The sequence below is a fragment of the Rhizobium jaguaris genome (assembly GCF_003627755.1).
GTDB lineage: Bacteria > Pseudomonadota > Alphaproteobacteria > Rhizobiales > Rhizobiaceae > Rhizobium > Rhizobium jaguaris.
In genome coordinates, this window is the sequence record NZ_CP032696.1 from 232,316 (window position 1) to 246,755 (window position 14,440).

A 14,440-nucleotide genomic window follows, 5' to 3' on the forward strand; every position below is an offset into this window, starting at 1 on the left:
GAGTGATGCGCTCGTCAATCTTCATTTCTGCCCTCATTTCATTGGCAACGCTGATCGCCAGCCCGGGTCAGGCCGCGGTCAGGTTTGCCCATGTGAAAGCAGCGAACAACGACATCTTGTTGATTCAAGGAACGTTCGAGCCCAGCGATCTTCCCGATAGGCTCGAAGCCGAAATAAAGAGCAGCGTTCCGAAATTCATCGCGTTCAATTCGCCCGGCGGTGATGCGGATGCCGCGATCGGATACGGCCGAGCAATACGTCGACTGAAGCTTTCGACATTGCAGGTCTCGGGTTCAAAATGCGAGGCCGCATGCTTGCTCGCTTTTGCAGGTGGGACGCAGCGCTTTGCGGAAGACGTCTCGGTGGTCGTTGATCGGGCACTTCTGTCGTCGGGCGCATCAGGCCAGCAAACCGGCACCGACAAGTACAAATCCTATTTCGCTGAGATGGGTCTCGATCCCACCTTCCTTACATTCGTCACCGGCCTTGCTGACGGCGACCGGCGGGTGCTGTCGCTCATCGATATGGCTGGCTTCGGTCTCGTGACCGGGCAGCCCACGCCTTATGTCGCGCCGACGGCGGAAGAGACGGCCGTATCGGACGAGGCTCCGTCGGCAACTTTGAACGAGGCAGCGCTACAGTTCTTTCAGGAAATGCAGCGAACCTGGTCCACGAACGAAGGAATGTCGTTCCTTGCGAATAACTACGGGGATTCGGTTCTCTATTACGGATCCCAGCACTCGAAAGCGGATGTCCTGCAGGAGAAGCAGCAGTTCGCGATCCGCTGGCCCGTGCGCATCTATGCCGTCCGATCCGGTACGGCGCGCGCAGCATGTTTTGACGTCTGCACTATCTTCGCCGTGGTCGACTGGTACGCCTCCAGCCCTCTACGCAAAAAATCATCCTCGGGTGCGGTGAATGCGGTCATGACATGGGACCCCACGACCCACAAAATTCTGGCTGAGAACGGTAAGATTACGACCAATGACAAATCAGTAGCTGGACCAGATCGGATTATTCGTCGGTGGCTGACCGACAGCTCTGCATGCTCGCTATCGTACTCACAGGAGGCCTGCAATTCACAAGCGCTGCTTCTTACACTACTGAGCAACAGCGGTTGGTGCCGCAAACTCGATGCGACTTGGGGACCGTGTACCCTTCAATAGGCTAACGGCCGCTCTCCCGGGCGCAGGCGTGAATGTATTTTGCACCTTGGGTGCGGCGGATTGAAGCGAGACCGGACGTTGACCGAGCAATTCCTTCGGCACCCATCCCACCGCTGACGCACCACCCGAGACATGAACCCATCCACTTTCCGTCTCAAGTAAGGCCAGCAAAGCGTTCTGCCCGACTGCGGCGACCGGGATGTAATTTGCGCCGGGCCCATCCCTCAGCTGAAAGGATTGCTTAAGGTAGGCGAACTTCAGCTCGGCTGGGGCGATATAAGGCGTGCCGGGAGGCTCGGATGCAGCAGCTACCGGAGACACGTCGGGTGCGGTCGCCGCCGCCGCAAGCGTTTCGAAGGTAGCGGGATCGGGCGTTGGCTCCTGATCAGCTTGAATGAGATCAGGTGTCGAAGTTTTCTGGTTGCCTGTAGGTTCGGGAACCTCCACGTTCTGCGCCTGGCTGGGGTCTGCGAGCGGACTTGTAGCCGAGGCAGAGGCGGCGGACGGCAACAGCGTGGACGGGGACTCTGAACCGGTGGTAGAACCGGCGGACATCAACTGCGTGGCCGATGACGACGCGACTTGCCCCGAACCGGTGGCGACAGCAGCTTGTGTTGTGACGGGCCTGGTCGAGCGTCCCGCGTTTTGGAATGCGGCGATCGCTATAGGAAGTGCAAAGATGCCGCCAATGATGAACGCTATGGTAGGCACGGTGCTCTTTGGTCTCTGCTGGGCAGGTACAGGCGAACCTGATGCCTCAGCTGGTAACGATGGCGTTTCGGTGGATGGAATTGCTTTCGGTGTCAGCGAAGCCTCGGTCTTTGCCCTCGCCAGAGCTTGGCAACCTGCGACAAAGCGAGCAAGTTTTCCTACTTGTGAAAACTCCAGCACCTCATTGAGGCCGCTGTCGCTTTGCAGATGAAGTGTCTCATAGAGACAAACATGCAGTTGTCGGTTGTTGCGAAAACGCCGATCAGGCCCGCCATTCTTATTCGGGTGCTGCCATGTACGGTCGACGACCTTCGCGTCACGAGGGGGACGCCCATCTTCGATGAATCGCGACTCCTGCCAACGAACGCGGAGATGGGAATACGACACCGCCCCGAAGCGTGAATTGTGGGCGACCAAAATAACGTCGGGCATGAAATAGATGATCTGCTTGCCAACATGTATCGAGGGTGGCGTGATGTTGCTCTTGATGACCTTCGGCAGAGCGTAGGCGAGCTTTGCGGCGGTTCGCTTGACGAGGTAGGAGGCGCCTGCATTTCTTTTCCAGGTCGTCAGATCGCTGATCGCACCGCCAGCATCGATATGCCATTTCCCCGCGCAGGAGCTTAAGCCATCGAAAGCCGCGATCATCTCCCTGTAGGCTTGTTCGATCGGGCCATCGATGTCGTAAAAGAGTACTGCCGACCGACGGTAGGAGTCGAGCCACGACCCGATCGCCCAGGCGGCAAGGGCGGCGATCAGCACCCAAATCCCCACCGGTGGTGCTTTCATCAGCAGAAAAATACCGAGGAGTGCCGCGAGCAATCCAAAAAGAGCCGACAGCCGCCATTGATTGGCCTTCGCGTTGATTTCGTCCAGCAACTCGCCGAAGTTCTCGTTGCGCATCAATAAGACATCGCCGGACTCGATCTCGATCATGTTGACGCCAGGTTCTTCGAAAATGATCTGGGCCGGAAGTGGCTCGTTATTCGCCCGATGTCGACCTTTGCCAGCACTGCTAATTGACGCTCGATAATACAGCCCGCCTCGTCCGACATGGATATAGTGGCCTCGAGGTCCGGTACCGATCCGCAAGCCCTTTACGCCGACTGAGACGCCGACACCGCCTTTGGAAAAATTAAACCGGAATGGTCCCGCCTTTACCGACTTGCGAATGTAGAATGGCACCCGACCCCCCCCCCCCGTTTCCTTGCAACGGATGGATGCTACAGGAATTTTTCGCCGCAACGAATGGCTTTGCGACCGATTTCGATTCTCTGGCGGAGCGCTTCCTGCAGATCGGCCTAAAGCTTGGCGCCAAACACGTCGAGCGGCCAACCGCCCGCCTCGAAGGGAACGCCGACTTTCTTCCGGTCGAGGCTAGGGGGCTTTTTGAACGGACGGACCGCCGCCAAGCCCAAACCGCTCTTTCATCTCGTCGGTGCGAACCCAGGTCTCACCAGCGATCTTGACAACCAGCCCTTCGAATACGCGCTCGAATGCCTCCTTGGTGGCGTCCTCTGACAACGCTTCCGCCTGAGCGAGCGGAAGCAGTGGCCGCATATCGGTCAGCAGCCGCGGGTTCGCCAGCTTTGCGAACATTCGCTCTTCGGCCTGGGCGCGGGATATCGATTGACCTGCAAATTGAAGATAGCGGCTGAACAGCTGAACAACCAGACCAGCATCAAGCCCTTCGAACACATCGAGGGCATGGGAGAGATCATAGAGATCACGACCCTTGTCGCGCTGCAGGAGAGCCCGAAGCTTTGTGGCGAGAATCTCCTCCCTGGAGAAGGTCGGAATCTCTGCCTCGCCGGCAAACCAGGGATTGTCTATCCGAAGCGGTAGAGCTTGTGGCGGATCGTAGGCTTCGATTTCGCGCGTGTTGATTTCGACCTTGAGGCGAATGGGCACGCCGCTTCCGTCTTCCGCCTCCACACGAAAGCGAAATTTTGGCGCGACCGGCTCTGATCGAATTGCGCCCTGCCAAGCCAAGGTTCCAGAACTTCCCGCAACCGATCCAGGATTGGTCCGATCGGGCCTGCGGTTGTTCGGACGAGATCTATGTCTTCCGAGTAGCGAAGAGGCTTCGGGAAATGCAGCTTGTTCAGCGCCGTGCCGCCGCGAAAACGCAGTTCGGCGGACAGGAGATCGTCATTGAAGATATCGATAAGCGCACGGCTGATGATGAGGTCCTGCTCAATCTGACGCTGATCCGCCCACGGGACGATGCTCCCCCACGCGACAATGTTCTGAGCGGGGATCATTCGTCGACCTCCGGCGTGCGGCGCACGATCACATGCCAGCGGTCGTTGCGCTCCTGCGGCGCGGGCGTGAAATCCGGGTCGCGCGTTTCGTGCCGGTCAAGCTCCGTCCACGGCGCAGCACCGCGCGCCATCAGCGCCACGTGCATCGGTTCAGCGCGATCCTTATGTCCTAGCCGCTCCAGGAGGTGACCGAGACGTTGAACCACAGGCCGCTCGGCCGCGTCGGACAGTGCGGCGAGCTGAGAAGGGTCGATCTTTTCGGCGAGGTCCATAAGGACTGTCGCGACATTATCGATCCCCCCTGCCGCCTGTGGGTAGCGCAGGAGGTCGAGCGCCGTGAGGGCGGGAGATGATATCTTCATTCTGCCAGTATCCGTTTTGCGGTCCTCGATGCCAGGCTCCACTGCTGCAATGTCTTTGCGGTAGTAGAAGACGATCAGATTGCGACCCGCCTTGATCTTCGGCATGCGTTTGGGCGTGACGATCTGGAATTCCATCACGGCCTGGTGCGTGGCGCCGTGAAGCTCTGCCGCCTTCAGCAAGCCGACATAGTAGGGCTGCTGTTCGTGGCGCATCAGGGCGTCGATATACCAGGATGGCGGTGGCGCGCCCCAGGATGCAAACTGCGGGGGCACCGCAACATAGAGTCCCTGCCTGGGCCTGATCAGTGCCTTGCGGCGTTGAAGGCGCTCGGCTGCATCGAGGAAGGCACCGCGTTTGACGCCTATCGCCTGTTCGGCCTGCTGGCGCGTAAAGACCACCTGCCCTGCGGAGAGCAGGCTTGCGATATGGGTTGAAAGCGCGGATCGTTGATCGTGTACCATGCGTCATTATCCGCTCTTAGCGCGGATTTTTCAACATGATTCAGACTCGCAAGACAAATTGTTTTCGCTTTTCCGCGCTAAATGCGGCTTTCCAAACACGATTGATGGGCGTCCTCGCGACGGGCCGGCCTTTTGGCTACCTGACGGGATCGCGTTGCGATTAGCTCGTGGGTGGTTCGAAATATGGCTGACGAACCGTTGGCTACTGCGGCTATTTCTGTTCCGCCAGTTCGGCCAGAAGGTAGTTAATATAGCTCCATCTCAGGTTGCAATAGAGGTGCGCCTCTTTGAGAGTCGGAGAGACATCGGCCGCAAGTTGGATGCCGTGGCGAACGCCGCCACCGCCAGGAGATGAAAGATATCCACAGCGAACATCCGGGCGTTCACTCTCCGTTCGACCTTAGCGCAAGATTCTGCACAGGTCTTGTTCCGGCCCCTACATGGGGAGCGCCTAGTGAAGGCGTGGCGTGAAGCCGAAAACTTCCAAACCGACGACACGCCTTCCGATTTGGATGTTTCAGAACCCGTTCGCGATCCCGACACCGGCCATGTGATCTCGTTTGTGGTGGCCGCAGCTTTGTGCATAAAACCGCGCGGCCTGCCAACAGGTCATCAGGCCAGAAAGCTCAATGCTTTGAAGCAGGGCTCTCGAGGGTTCGCTATCATGTGTGGCTTGGCCATGCGCTTCAACGGCATCTTGCGCAGCGGGCGCTCGCAAGCACTGGATGAAGGGATAGACGATGCCGTAGACACCGAGTTCACGGCAATCATGCGTTTCGCCAGCGTTCTGCGCCGGGATACTGATGCCGTCAAAAATGCAATCGAACTCCCTTGGAGCAACGGTCAAGCCGAAGGTCAGATCAACCGCCTCAAGATGCTGAAGCGAGCAATGTACGGGCGCGCCGGCCCAGAACTGATGAGGGCGAGAATGCTGCCACTGAACCACAGAAATTGAGGAAGAACCTCCCGTGATGACATTCGCCGGGACTCTGCTGTCTGAACACCCGATCCAAAGATAGTCGAATTACAGATCAGTCACCTAGGCAAGGCCAAGGCCATGCCCGCTCCGTCCGAATAGATCGCACCGAAGCGCTCCCAGCACCGACCAGTCAATGGCCTGCGCCAGGCGCACCGTTTGTGCTTCATGTTGATGATCTGGTCGAGCCGGGATCGGAACAGATCCTGTTCACCCGGTTCGCGCCGTTCGCCCATTCCTGGCTCTCCGATCCACCGGGGGTAAATCCAGTGAATCGCGCTTCGCAAGCGGGGGAAACCTCAAATTGATTCCGCAAGGAAACAGCCTGTTCGGAAGCCGTTTCCTGCAATTATAAGATCTGCTGATCCCTCGATTCCTATGTCAAATCAGCCGCTTCAAAGTTCTTCACAGCCGACTCGATAGGAACGCCGATTTCGGCCCGCTTTCTTTTCAGTTCGTCTGTGACAACTGCCATGGTCAACTGCTCCACGGGATCGTACCGATTCTATTCCTTCAGTGGGATGGAGTCTGGGGGTAGTGCTACCTAATTCCGAAAAACTGCGCGACAACGTCAACAAAGATCATTGTGACCGGCTGGAGCGCGCTTCGCTTTGAAGCTCGTCGGCTAGGTAAGTTTCTGGTAGCTTCAGCTCGTCTTGCCGGCCCAGCATATTATTTGGTTGCCTGAGGAACTGTTCCGTCCTTCTCAGAAGCTCACGAGAACTCACAACGGCGTCCTGTCCAAGCAAGAAGTCTTGTAGGTATTCTTCACCGACTATTGCGGCAAGCCTGACGAAATCCACCATGTTGGTGCTCCTGCGTCAGCGGGCATGTATGATCTCTCTGTCGTCAGAGCTGACGGGTTCCTAGAATCGCTACCGATATCTCGGAAATGGAGCGGCTTTAGGGATGCGTCGGCATCTGCGGACAAGATTGCGACCTTGACGGAACTCCCAGGAACATTGCCTCAGCAATGCGTAGATCGTCCTCATTGTCGATCTCACACCACCTGACGTCATCACATATGGCAGCGGCGATCTGCAGATCCTTGTTCCGTATCAGATCAGACAACAGCTCTTCAGTGTAGGACTTTACGGCGCCGCCGGCGATGAGGTCGTCGAGATAAGGGACGATCGTCTCGCGCAGATCGTTGCAAGAAAAGCGGATCAGATTCATCGTCTTGAATAGCGCCGGCGAGCCGTCGCTCAAATCGGCGCCCGTTTGTTTCATCCGCACCTCGGTGATATAGCCGTTTTCGGCCAGGACGACAGCGGAGCCTTCCATCGACCAGCCGAAAGGTGCGACCGCAGCAACGTTTTCGGCTTCTCCCATTTCGATATAGCGGAGGGCATCCAACTCGAAAAAGACATCCCCTTCCAGGAGATAGATGTCCCCGGCCAGCAGTCTCTCGCGTGCCAACCAGAGAGAATACGCAGTGCCCGTCTTGTCGAAGACCGAGGACTCGACGTAGCTAATTTCAAGATTGCCGAAGCGATTGCCGCAGGAGCACTGGATCGCATCCATGCGGTAGCCAACGACGATGGTGACTTCCTGTACGCCTGCCGCTTCCAGGTTGCGAAGCGCATTGTGAATAATGGGCGTACCGTTGACTTTGACGAGTGGCTTCGGCGTCAGGTCTGTCAAGGGTCGCAGGCGAGATCCACGACCTGCGGCAAGTATGACTGCGTTCTTGGGAGCACTTTTCATCGTCGTAGTTCCCTTCTGTCTGCTCGTACCATGATCTCGTCATGGCCAGGCGTTCAGAACCGTAAAGAGCCGGGTGAGGCCGGTCTCCAGTTTATCAGTCGGTACCCCATAGGAGAGGCGAAGCCCGGCTGGGCTACCGAATCCAGTGCCGGAAACCGCGGCCTATAGATGCTTCGGCAGATAGCGTTCTTCGGCCGATACCAATTCCTCATAGCCCATGAGGTCAAAGACCTCCTCGAGTGTGGCGACTTCCGGCTCAATTCCGGCAACGCTCTCTTCGGTGGCGATACGGCCGCACACCGCGCGCATCCCTGCAACCGCAGCCCGCATTGCATGGTTTGCCCATATCACCGTCGAGATGCCCGCATCCCGATATGCCGAGACTGGAGTACGGTAGTACTTCGTCGGCACGATCACGATCGGAAGCTTCTGCCACTGTTTCGCAAAAGCGAGAATCTCGTTCGCATGGCTTTTGCGCGAATGGATCAGGATCGCATCGGCGCCGGCTTCGGCATAGGCCTCCGCGCGCCTCAGCGCCTCACCTAGACCGTAGCCGGCGATTAGCGCTTCGATGCGAGCGACGAGCACGAGGTCGTTCCCGGTGGTGTCCCTGACTGCTCTAAGGCGGCCGCAAAACTCATCGATATCTACGAGCGGGTGACGGTCTCCAACGAAACTGTTTCTCTTCGGGAAAAGCTTGTCTTCAAGGCAGACGCCGGCGGCGCCGTGCTGCAAGAGCTTTATCGCCAATAGACGGGCGTTGTTGAAATTGCCGAATCCAGACTCGCCGTCAACCAGGATCGGCAATCCACTAGCGTCGGCCATCCGCTCCACCACGTCGACAACCTCGGTCCAACTCGCCTCGTTGGCATCGCGATAGCCTAATGCCGAAGAGATCGAAAATCCGGATGCCCAAAGTCCCTTAAAGCCAGCCTGCTTGACGATCGCCGCAGAAAGTCCGTCATGAGCTTCCATAAGGAACGACAGCTTGGCGGAGCAAACGAGATCACGGAGCATCGTCGTTGGGTTCTCGATCGGACCGATCGGCCCAGCTATTAGAGCTGCCTGATTCATGTCACTCCTCCTTCATGAAGCTGGAGCTAAAGCTGAACGCTTCTTTGAAGAAAGGCAATGGATGATTGAATTATATTTTTCGTATATTTCGTAATAACACCATGACAACCGGAACGTCACCGTAGAAACAAGGAACTAGAAAGATCAAATAAGGAATATATCGAGAAATATATTGATAATGATCTCGATGCGGACGATTGCTTTGAGCAGAGGGCGCACTCCTGTCCAATATATGCTTGATTTAATCAAGTTAGGCGACCAGGACTGTTTGTCCAGGCCAGGAATGTGAGGTGCGTTGGATCGTGGACCAGGCGTCCAAGCCTAAGCCGGCTGAACCAAGCATCGCCACGGAAGAACGCGAAACTTTGAAGGATGAAATCGCTATTCAAGCCCGGGATGCGATTCTGGACGCTTATACAGTGACAGAAATCGAGCAGGAGGAGCGGCCGCGCGCCACCGAGATCAACGGTTGGACGGCGCGCGAATGCATAAAAGGGGATGAGAAGCCACGCTACAAATGGCGGCACACCTGGGCGGGAGAAAAAGGTGACGATATTGTGGGCTGCGACTGTGCCACATGTCTCGGGTGCGTATTCCGGCTCGACTATACCGCACAGTCCGCGAAATGGTTTTGGCTTGTGGAGCTGTACCGCTTGAGCGACCCGATTGCGGATGTCCATCGGCAGGATGGGAGTGGAGTGCCAGAGAGACAGCCTGTCGCGCAGAAAAATGCTATGAAGCGATCATGCGACTGAACGGAAGGACGGCAGCCTAATCATGTGCGGACGCGTATACATCCGATCGTCACTACGGGAACTACTCGCCAACTTCGCCTTCGCAAATCCCGGAGATGTTGAGCCGCTGTCTAACAGTTTCCCGCGTTACAACGGGGCCCCGCAGCAAAATTATCCAATCATCATTCGCGAGATCGTGCAGGAACCCGATGTTATGGGGCCGGTGTTTGCCACTGCCCGATGGGGCTTTATTCCAGCTTGGGCGAAGGATGACGGCACGATTCGGCCGATGATCCAGGTCCGAAGGCATATCGACCAGTGGCATGTTCAAGCAATCGTATAAATCGAAGCGCTGTCTCGTGCCGATCAACGGATTCTTCGAATGGAAGGACATCTTCGGAACCGGCAAGAACAAAAAGCCCTATGCCATCGCCATGAAGTCGGGCGAGCCATTTGCCCTTGCCGGGATCTGGTCGAGCCGACGCGATCCCGACATCGGTCTTGATCGAAAGACCTTCGCCATCATCACCTGTGAGGTGATGGCGGCCATTCATGACCGCATCCCGGTCATATTGCATCGGCAAGACTACGAGCGTTGGCTGTCGCCGGAGCACGATCCCTACCACTTGATGAGCCCGTTCCCGAGCGAGCTGATGACAATTTGGCCAATCGGCAAGGACGTAGGTTCGCCGAAAAACGATAGGCCCGACATCATCGATCCAATCGAGGATCCGGAGCCGCCATTGTTGTGATTAATGACGTTACCATCAAAGAACGCTCTGCAAGGGGCAGGTACAATGATTAGGGTAATGCGATTTGAATTCGGCAATGTCGTTAACCGAATTTGATGCGGTCTTTCTTAGCGGCGAAATGTGGTGATGTGGGTCGCTCTCACATGCTTTCCGTCGGTCCAATCACGGAGCCGGTTTGGATGCGCAGCGTTGATAATGATCCCCGAGGCACCTCGCAACGACATGAAATGGGCAGCACAAGTATCGATTGACGTATGACCAAGCTCAGCTAGATCATGGGCATCAATCTCTTTTATGAGCGCTTCGGGATCATGAGTTGCGGCGTCGCGATAGATACCGTCTACATCGGTCAGCATTGCCAATAGAGGAGCATTCGTTACCCAAGCACTCCATGCGGCAACAGCATCGGACGTGATGTCCCAACTCCAAACAGCCGGATCCATCGCGAAGAGCATGTGTGACGGAAGCAGAACTGGAATTTTGCCAACCTTTGCCAGGCTCCGGCATTCGCCCAACGTCGCGGATGGAACAAGATTAGGAGAGAAAGCGCGGTGCGCCAGCAAATATCCCGTCTGATCTTGAGCGAGAGCGCAGGCGTGAGGGGCCGCAAACGGCGCCGGAGGATATGCTGTGTCAGCAGCCTCAATGGCTTTGTCCTGAAAGCCTCTGCCAGGGACCACCAAAATTCGATCGCCACGCTGGACCAAGCGCTCGAGCTCCGCGACAGCCGCCCTACATACCGACAGATCATGCATGAGGCTTCCGCCGAATTCGACAACGATCGAAAAGTCGTGTGAGGGAAAACTTTCGGCGAACATGTTCTGAAGCTCCCCTCCCGCTGCTTAAGCCATATCGACATCTGCGGGGATTTCCGAAGTCAGATTCCGACGCGCATCTGAGATTTTCTGGAAAGAGGCAGCGTTCGATTGCTTCATTTCCATGTCACTTTGCGGAACAAACTCGGTCACGTTGATCATTATGCCGAGAAGCTTCGTCACGCTCAAAAAGTCGCTCTTCCATCATGTTCCACGCAGATTTCCACTGAACGCTGCTGGAGAAATCTCGACGTGGCGACGACCTTTCATATTTGCTAGGAAGCTCAAGCGACCATGCCTGTCTATTTAGTTGTTGACTTCCAACATCCCTGCGCTTCGGACATCCAGCAACAGGAACATGTGTCGGCAGCATTCTTTGCGTCGCGACTGAACGGCATCAAAAACCGTGCCAACTATGCAGGACGGGTTCGCAAGGATTTTCTCTGTGTTTCTCCATGAGTTAAAGCCGCAGGCAGCGAAAGATCGCAGAAGCTGATAAGAGCGCGTCACGCGGATTAAACGCGCAAGTATTGTCCAATTTGTCGGACAGGCGACAGAGGCTTGTTAAGTCAATCTCGCTTGCATTCCCTTAATGGCTTGAAATCACACACGGAAATCGTCTCTTCGGCTACGCTGGTCGAGTTGGCACGGTTTTTGATGCTGTTCAGCGTTGTAACGGCGAAAGCTGCCGGCCGGCGATCGTTTATTGGATGACCGTCAGTCGGGAGGAGGTAGGCGCCGTATCGAATCGTCAGATTGCATTTTGTCGAAGAAGAAAATCAATGGAAACCAGAGGACCGATCGGTCTGTCGCGCCGCCACCCGTATAACGGTCAACGTCGGCCGATCGCCGCCACAGGACTTCCAGCCGGACGAGGGCCTGATGGTCGGGAAACGTGTTATCGGACCACCTCGCCGCGATTGAGGGTCAAGGTGCGGTGCGCCTGCGATCGTCCACCGGCCGTGAACATTCTGGAATCATTGCCGCGTTACTCGATGCGCGAAAACGCCTCTTCCAACCTTAGAATTTGCGACAAAGCGATGTTCCACGAACAGATTACCGAATTACTTGATCGCGAGGCGATCCGCGACTGCCTTTACCGATACTGCCGCGGGATAGATCGGGCCGATGAGGCGGCGCTGCGGAGCGCCTACTGGCCCGATGCGCATGATCATCACGGAGCCTATTCCGGCTCGGCCGAGGGTTTCATCGAGTTCGCACTGAACGTCTTTAAGACCGAACCGCGCAATTTTCACCAGATCACCAACGTCCTGATCGAGTTCATCGATCCGGCTACGGCTGCCGTCGAAAGTTACTTCACTGCGCTGCAACGCGGACCGGACGGCGCGAGGACGGAACGTCAGGTCCTCTTGTGCGGCCGCTATTGCGACCTGTTTCAGAAACGGGACGGGGAGTGGCGCATTGCCGAGCGGACTGTTGTCTACGATTGGGTCGAGGAGCAGACCGCGCCGGCGACCTCCGAGGCGGAGCGCTTCGGTCTCCGGCAGCCGATCGGAGCATCCTATCCGACCGATCCGGTCTATGCGCTCGGGAAACGTCGTTCAGAAACGTGAAGGTGTGATCCATATGGCGCAAATGCCTTGTGATGAGGGGTTTCAGATCTTGGTCGGCGACGGAGCGGAAATCACATGACCATTCTGTCTATTGCCATGTCGTGGGTGATTGCCCGGCACACATGGACCGGTAAAAGGTCAGGAGAATTCTCATGAAACGGCAAGGACGCGTCGTCATCATTACAGGCGCCGCAGGCGGGATCGGCCGCGCCTTGGTCGATGCCCATGTCGCTGCAGGAGACATTGTCGTTGCCGCGGATCTCCCGGGCAGCGGCGTGCTTGAACTGGTTCGGGCTCTCGACCCAGTGCATATTGGACTTGAATTCGATGTCTCGCGGGAAGAAGACATCCTTGCCCTTTATGAGAGGATCGACGCGCAGTTCGACCAGATCGACGTTCTCGTCAACAATGCGGGGATAGGACCCAGTATGGCTGCGACTGCCGACACCGGCATCGACGCCTTCCGACGTGCATTGGCGGTAAATCTCATCGGGCCTTTCGTCATGGGTCGCGAAGCCGCGCGGCGGATGCGGCCAGGTGCATCTATCATCAATGTTGCCTCGATGGCGGGCATGATTGGCAATCCGAAACGCAACGCCTACGCAGCTTCGAAAGCGGGCCTTATCTCGATTACGAAATCGCTCGCCTGCGAGTTGGCTTCTCTTGGCATCCGCGTGACGGCAGTGGCGCCGGGATATGTACGCACGCCGATGGTCGCACAATTGGAATGCGCGGGCCAGACGAACTTAGCGGCGGTTCGCAGCCGCGTGCCGATGGGGCGCATGGCGCGTCCGGAGGAAATTGCACGAGTCGTGCTGTTTCTCGCCAGTGCGGACGCGCATTCTATCAACGGCACGGTGCTGACAATTGATGGGGGTTGGATGTCCTTCAACCAGCCCGGCCGCGCGCACCCGCGCGTCAGCGGCACACCACGAGCCGAACTCTTGCGTCCGCCAGAACAGAGCGACAGGCGGATCGTCCTCGTCACAGGCGGAGCAACCAGCATAGGTGCAGCCATCATTCGCCGCTTTAGAGCAAACGGCGATACCGTCGTAATTGCCGACAAAAACGGGGCCGCCGCGGCGCAGTTCGCAAACTCTCTCGGTGGCGAGCACATGGGCAAATCCGTGGACGTCACCATCGAAGCGGAGGTGGTTGCGCTCTTCGACGATTTGCGCGAGCGGTTCGGGCGGCTGGAGGTCCTCGTCAACGGCGCAGCTTGGCCCGATAGTTGCGCTTCGGGAGTTGAGCAAACGCCTGCCGAGATCGCACGCGTCATTGATGTCAATCTCACCGGTGCCTTCGCCTGCGCGCGTGAGGCAATCAAGATGATGCGGCCGGGCGGGGTGATCCTGAATATCGGGTCAATCAACCGCTCCCTGACGATTGCCCAACGCCATGCATATGGTGCATCAAAAGCGGGGTTAGAAATGCTGACCCGCTGCATGGCTGCCGAACTCGGACCGGTTGGCATTCGGACAGCGACGATCGCACTTGGCTTTATTCACACACCTGATGTTGCACAGGATGCGATCAGCCGCCGCGACCCGATCGGCGAGATGGTGGCACAGTCCGAAGGCGTGGCTAACGCAGCATTCTTCCTGGCTTCGCCAGATGCTTCATACGTCAACGGTTCGACACTCTACGTGGGCAGCAGTTGAACCTCGTTTTGACGATATGGGATTCTCTCACGATCAGGAACATTCAAGGAGATCGAAAAATGAAGATCCACCGTGCGCCAGACAGCGTGCGGAGGGTCATCGAAGACGACAGTTTTAAGGAGCGCCGGCGACTGGCGAATGGCAAGCAAATTTCCCTCGAAACCTCGAATACCGAAAAAAGG

At 57.0% G+C, this 14,440-nt stretch carries 11 protein-coding genes and 4 pseudogenes; 7 read left to right on the plus strand and 8 right to left on the minus strand.

Annotated features, from left to right (window positions below; translation table 11 throughout):
- The first annotated feature begins 5 nt into the window (after window positions 1–5).
- A complete protein-coding gene (locus tag CCGE525_RS35225) occupies window positions 6–1,166 on the plus strand; it encodes a COG3904 family protein (RefSeq protein WP_120708961.1) in 1,161 nt (386 codons plus the stop codon).
- Here CCGE525_RS35225 and CCGE525_RS35230 read toward each other — a convergent pair.
- From CCGE525_RS35230 to CCGE525_RS35240, 3 genes and pseudogenes are all read right to left on the minus strand, one after another.
- A complete protein-coding gene (locus tag CCGE525_RS35230; protein WP_120708962.1) occupies window positions 1,101–3,062 on the minus strand; it encodes a DUF4236 domain-containing protein in 1,962 nt (653 codons plus the stop codon). The genes CCGE525_RS35225 and CCGE525_RS35230 overlap by 66 nt on opposite strands.
- Window positions 3,063–3,254: 192 nt before the next feature.
- Window positions 3,255–4,141 (minus strand): annotated as a pseudogene (locus CCGE525_RS35235) (nucleotidyl transferase AbiEii/AbiGii toxin family protein).
- The gene (locus CCGE525_RS35240) at window positions 4,138–4,965 is read right to left on the minus strand and encodes a type IV toxin-antitoxin system AbiEi family antitoxin domain-containing protein (RefSeq protein ID WP_120708963.1); all 828 of its coding nucleotides are present in this window, start codon (window positions 4,963–4,965) and stop codon (window positions 4,138–4,140) included. The pseudogene CCGE525_RS35235 and the gene CCGE525_RS35240 overlap by 4 nt, the downstream one beginning before the upstream one ends.
- Before the next feature lie 445 nt (window positions 4,966–5,410).
- On the opposite strand from CCGE525_RS35240, the pseudogene CCGE525_RS38820 reads away from it, so the two are divergent.
- Window positions 5,411–5,920, plus strand: a pseudogene (locus tag CCGE525_RS38820) (transposase); the annotation flags it as partial.
- A 101-nt stretch (window positions 5,921–6,021) separates the two neighbouring features.
- Here CCGE525_RS38820 and CCGE525_RS35255 read toward each other — a convergent pair.
- The 4 genes and pseudogenes from CCGE525_RS35255 to aepX form a co-directional block, all read right to left on the minus strand.
- A pseudogene (locus CCGE525_RS35255) lies at window positions 6,022–6,177 on the minus strand (IS5/IS1182 family transposase); the annotation flags it as partial.
- A 345-nt stretch (window positions 6,178–6,522) separates the two neighbouring features.
- Window positions 6,523–6,747, minus strand: coding sequence for a hypothetical protein (locus tag CCGE525_RS35260; RefSeq protein ID WP_120708966.1), 225 nt, complete (start codon window positions 6,745–6,747; stop codon window positions 6,523–6,525).
- 97 nt (window positions 6,748–6,844) lie between these two features.
- Window positions 6,845–7,648 (minus strand): phosphocholine cytidylyltransferase family protein, encoded by an 804-nt coding sequence (locus tag CCGE525_RS35265; RefSeq protein WP_120708967.1) that lies wholly within the window; start codon window positions 7,646–7,648, stop codon window positions 6,845–6,847.
- Between the two features lie 162 nt (window positions 7,649–7,810).
- Window positions 7,811–8,722 carry a phosphoenolpyruvate mutase gene (gene aepX / locus CCGE525_RS35275; RefSeq protein ID WP_120708968.1) on the minus strand — a complete coding sequence of 304 codons (912 nt, stop codon included), beginning with the start codon at window positions 8,720–8,722 and terminating at the stop codon, window positions 7,811–7,813.
- A 290-nt stretch (window positions 8,723–9,012) separates the two neighbouring features.
- Between aepX and CCGE525_RS35280 the strand changes: the two genes are divergently transcribed.
- Both CCGE525_RS35280 and CCGE525_RS35285 read left to right on the plus strand, forming a co-directional pair.
- The gene (locus CCGE525_RS35280) at window positions 9,013–9,477 is read left to right on the plus strand and encodes a hypothetical protein (RefSeq protein WP_120708969.1); all 465 of its coding nucleotides are present in this window, start codon (window positions 9,013–9,015) and stop codon (window positions 9,475–9,477) included.
- Window positions 9,478–9,499: 22 nt separating this feature from the next.
- Window positions 9,500–10,208 (plus strand): annotated as a pseudogene (locus tag CCGE525_RS35285) (SOS response-associated peptidase).
- Window positions 10,209–10,315: 107 nt separating this feature from the next.
- On the opposite strand, the gene CCGE525_RS35290 reads toward CCGE525_RS35285, so the two are convergent.
- Entirely contained in the window at window positions 10,316–11,026 is a 711-nt protein-coding gene (locus tag CCGE525_RS35290; protein ID WP_120708970.1) for an amino acid kinase family protein, read from the minus strand.
- 291 nt (window positions 11,027–11,317) lie between these two features.
- Here CCGE525_RS35290 and CCGE525_RS38625 point away from each other — a divergent pair, with 291 nt between their 5' ends.
- From CCGE525_RS38625 to CCGE525_RS35300, 3 genes are all read left to right on the plus strand, one after another.
- A complete protein-coding gene (locus tag CCGE525_RS38625) occupies window positions 11,318–11,482 on the plus strand; it encodes a hypothetical protein (RefSeq protein WP_162950419.1) in 165 nt (54 codons plus the stop codon).
- Window positions 11,483–12,063: 581 nt separating this feature from the next.
- Window positions 12,064–12,597, plus strand: coding sequence for a nuclear transport factor 2 family protein (locus CCGE525_RS35295; protein ID WP_120708971.1), 534 nt, complete (start codon window positions 12,064–12,066; stop codon window positions 12,595–12,597).
- A gap of 152 nt (window positions 12,598–12,749) precedes the next feature.
- A complete protein-coding gene (locus tag CCGE525_RS35300; RefSeq protein WP_120708972.1) occupies window positions 12,750–14,258 on the plus strand; it encodes an SDR family oxidoreductase in 1,509 nt (502 codons plus the stop codon).
- The last annotated feature ends 182 nt before the right edge of the window (window positions 14,259–14,440 follow it).

Excerpts from the sequence above, each read along its gene's own strand:
- CCGE525_RS35225 (WP_120708961.1), top strand. The coding sequence starts at position 6 with ATGCGCTCGTCAATCTTCATTTCTGCCCTCATTTCATTGGCAACGCTG.
- CCGE525_RS35240 (WP_120708963.1), bottom strand. The coding sequence starts at position 4,965 with ATGGTACACGATCAACGATCCGCGCTTTCAACCCATATCGCAAGCCTG.
- CCGE525_RS35260 (WP_120708966.1), bottom strand. The coding sequence starts at position 6,747 with ATGGTGGATTTCGTCAGGCTTGCCGCAATAGTCGGTGAAGAATACCTA.
- CCGE525_RS35265 (WP_120708967.1), bottom strand. The coding sequence starts at position 7,648 with ATGAAAAGTGCTCCCAAGAACGCAGTCATACTTGCCGCAGGTCGTGGA.
- aepX (WP_120708968.1), bottom strand. The coding sequence starts at position 8,722 with ATGAATCAGGCAGCTCTAATAGCTGGGCCGATCGGTCCGATCGAGAAC.
- CCGE525_RS35290 (WP_120708970.1), bottom strand. The coding sequence starts at position 11,026 with ATGTTCGCCGAAAGTTTTCCCTCACACGACTTTTCGATCGTTGTCGAA.
- CCGE525_RS38625 (WP_162950419.1), top strand. The coding sequence starts at position 11,318 with ATGCCTGTCTATTTAGTTGTTGACTTCCAACATCCCTGCGCTTCGGAC.
- CCGE525_RS35295 (WP_120708971.1), top strand. The coding sequence starts at position 12,064 with ATGTTCCACGAACAGATTACCGAATTACTTGATCGCGAGGCGATCCGC.
- CCGE525_RS35300 (WP_120708972.1), top strand. The coding sequence starts at position 12,750 with ATGAAACGGCAAGGACGCGTCGTCATCATTACAGGCGCCGCAGGCGGG.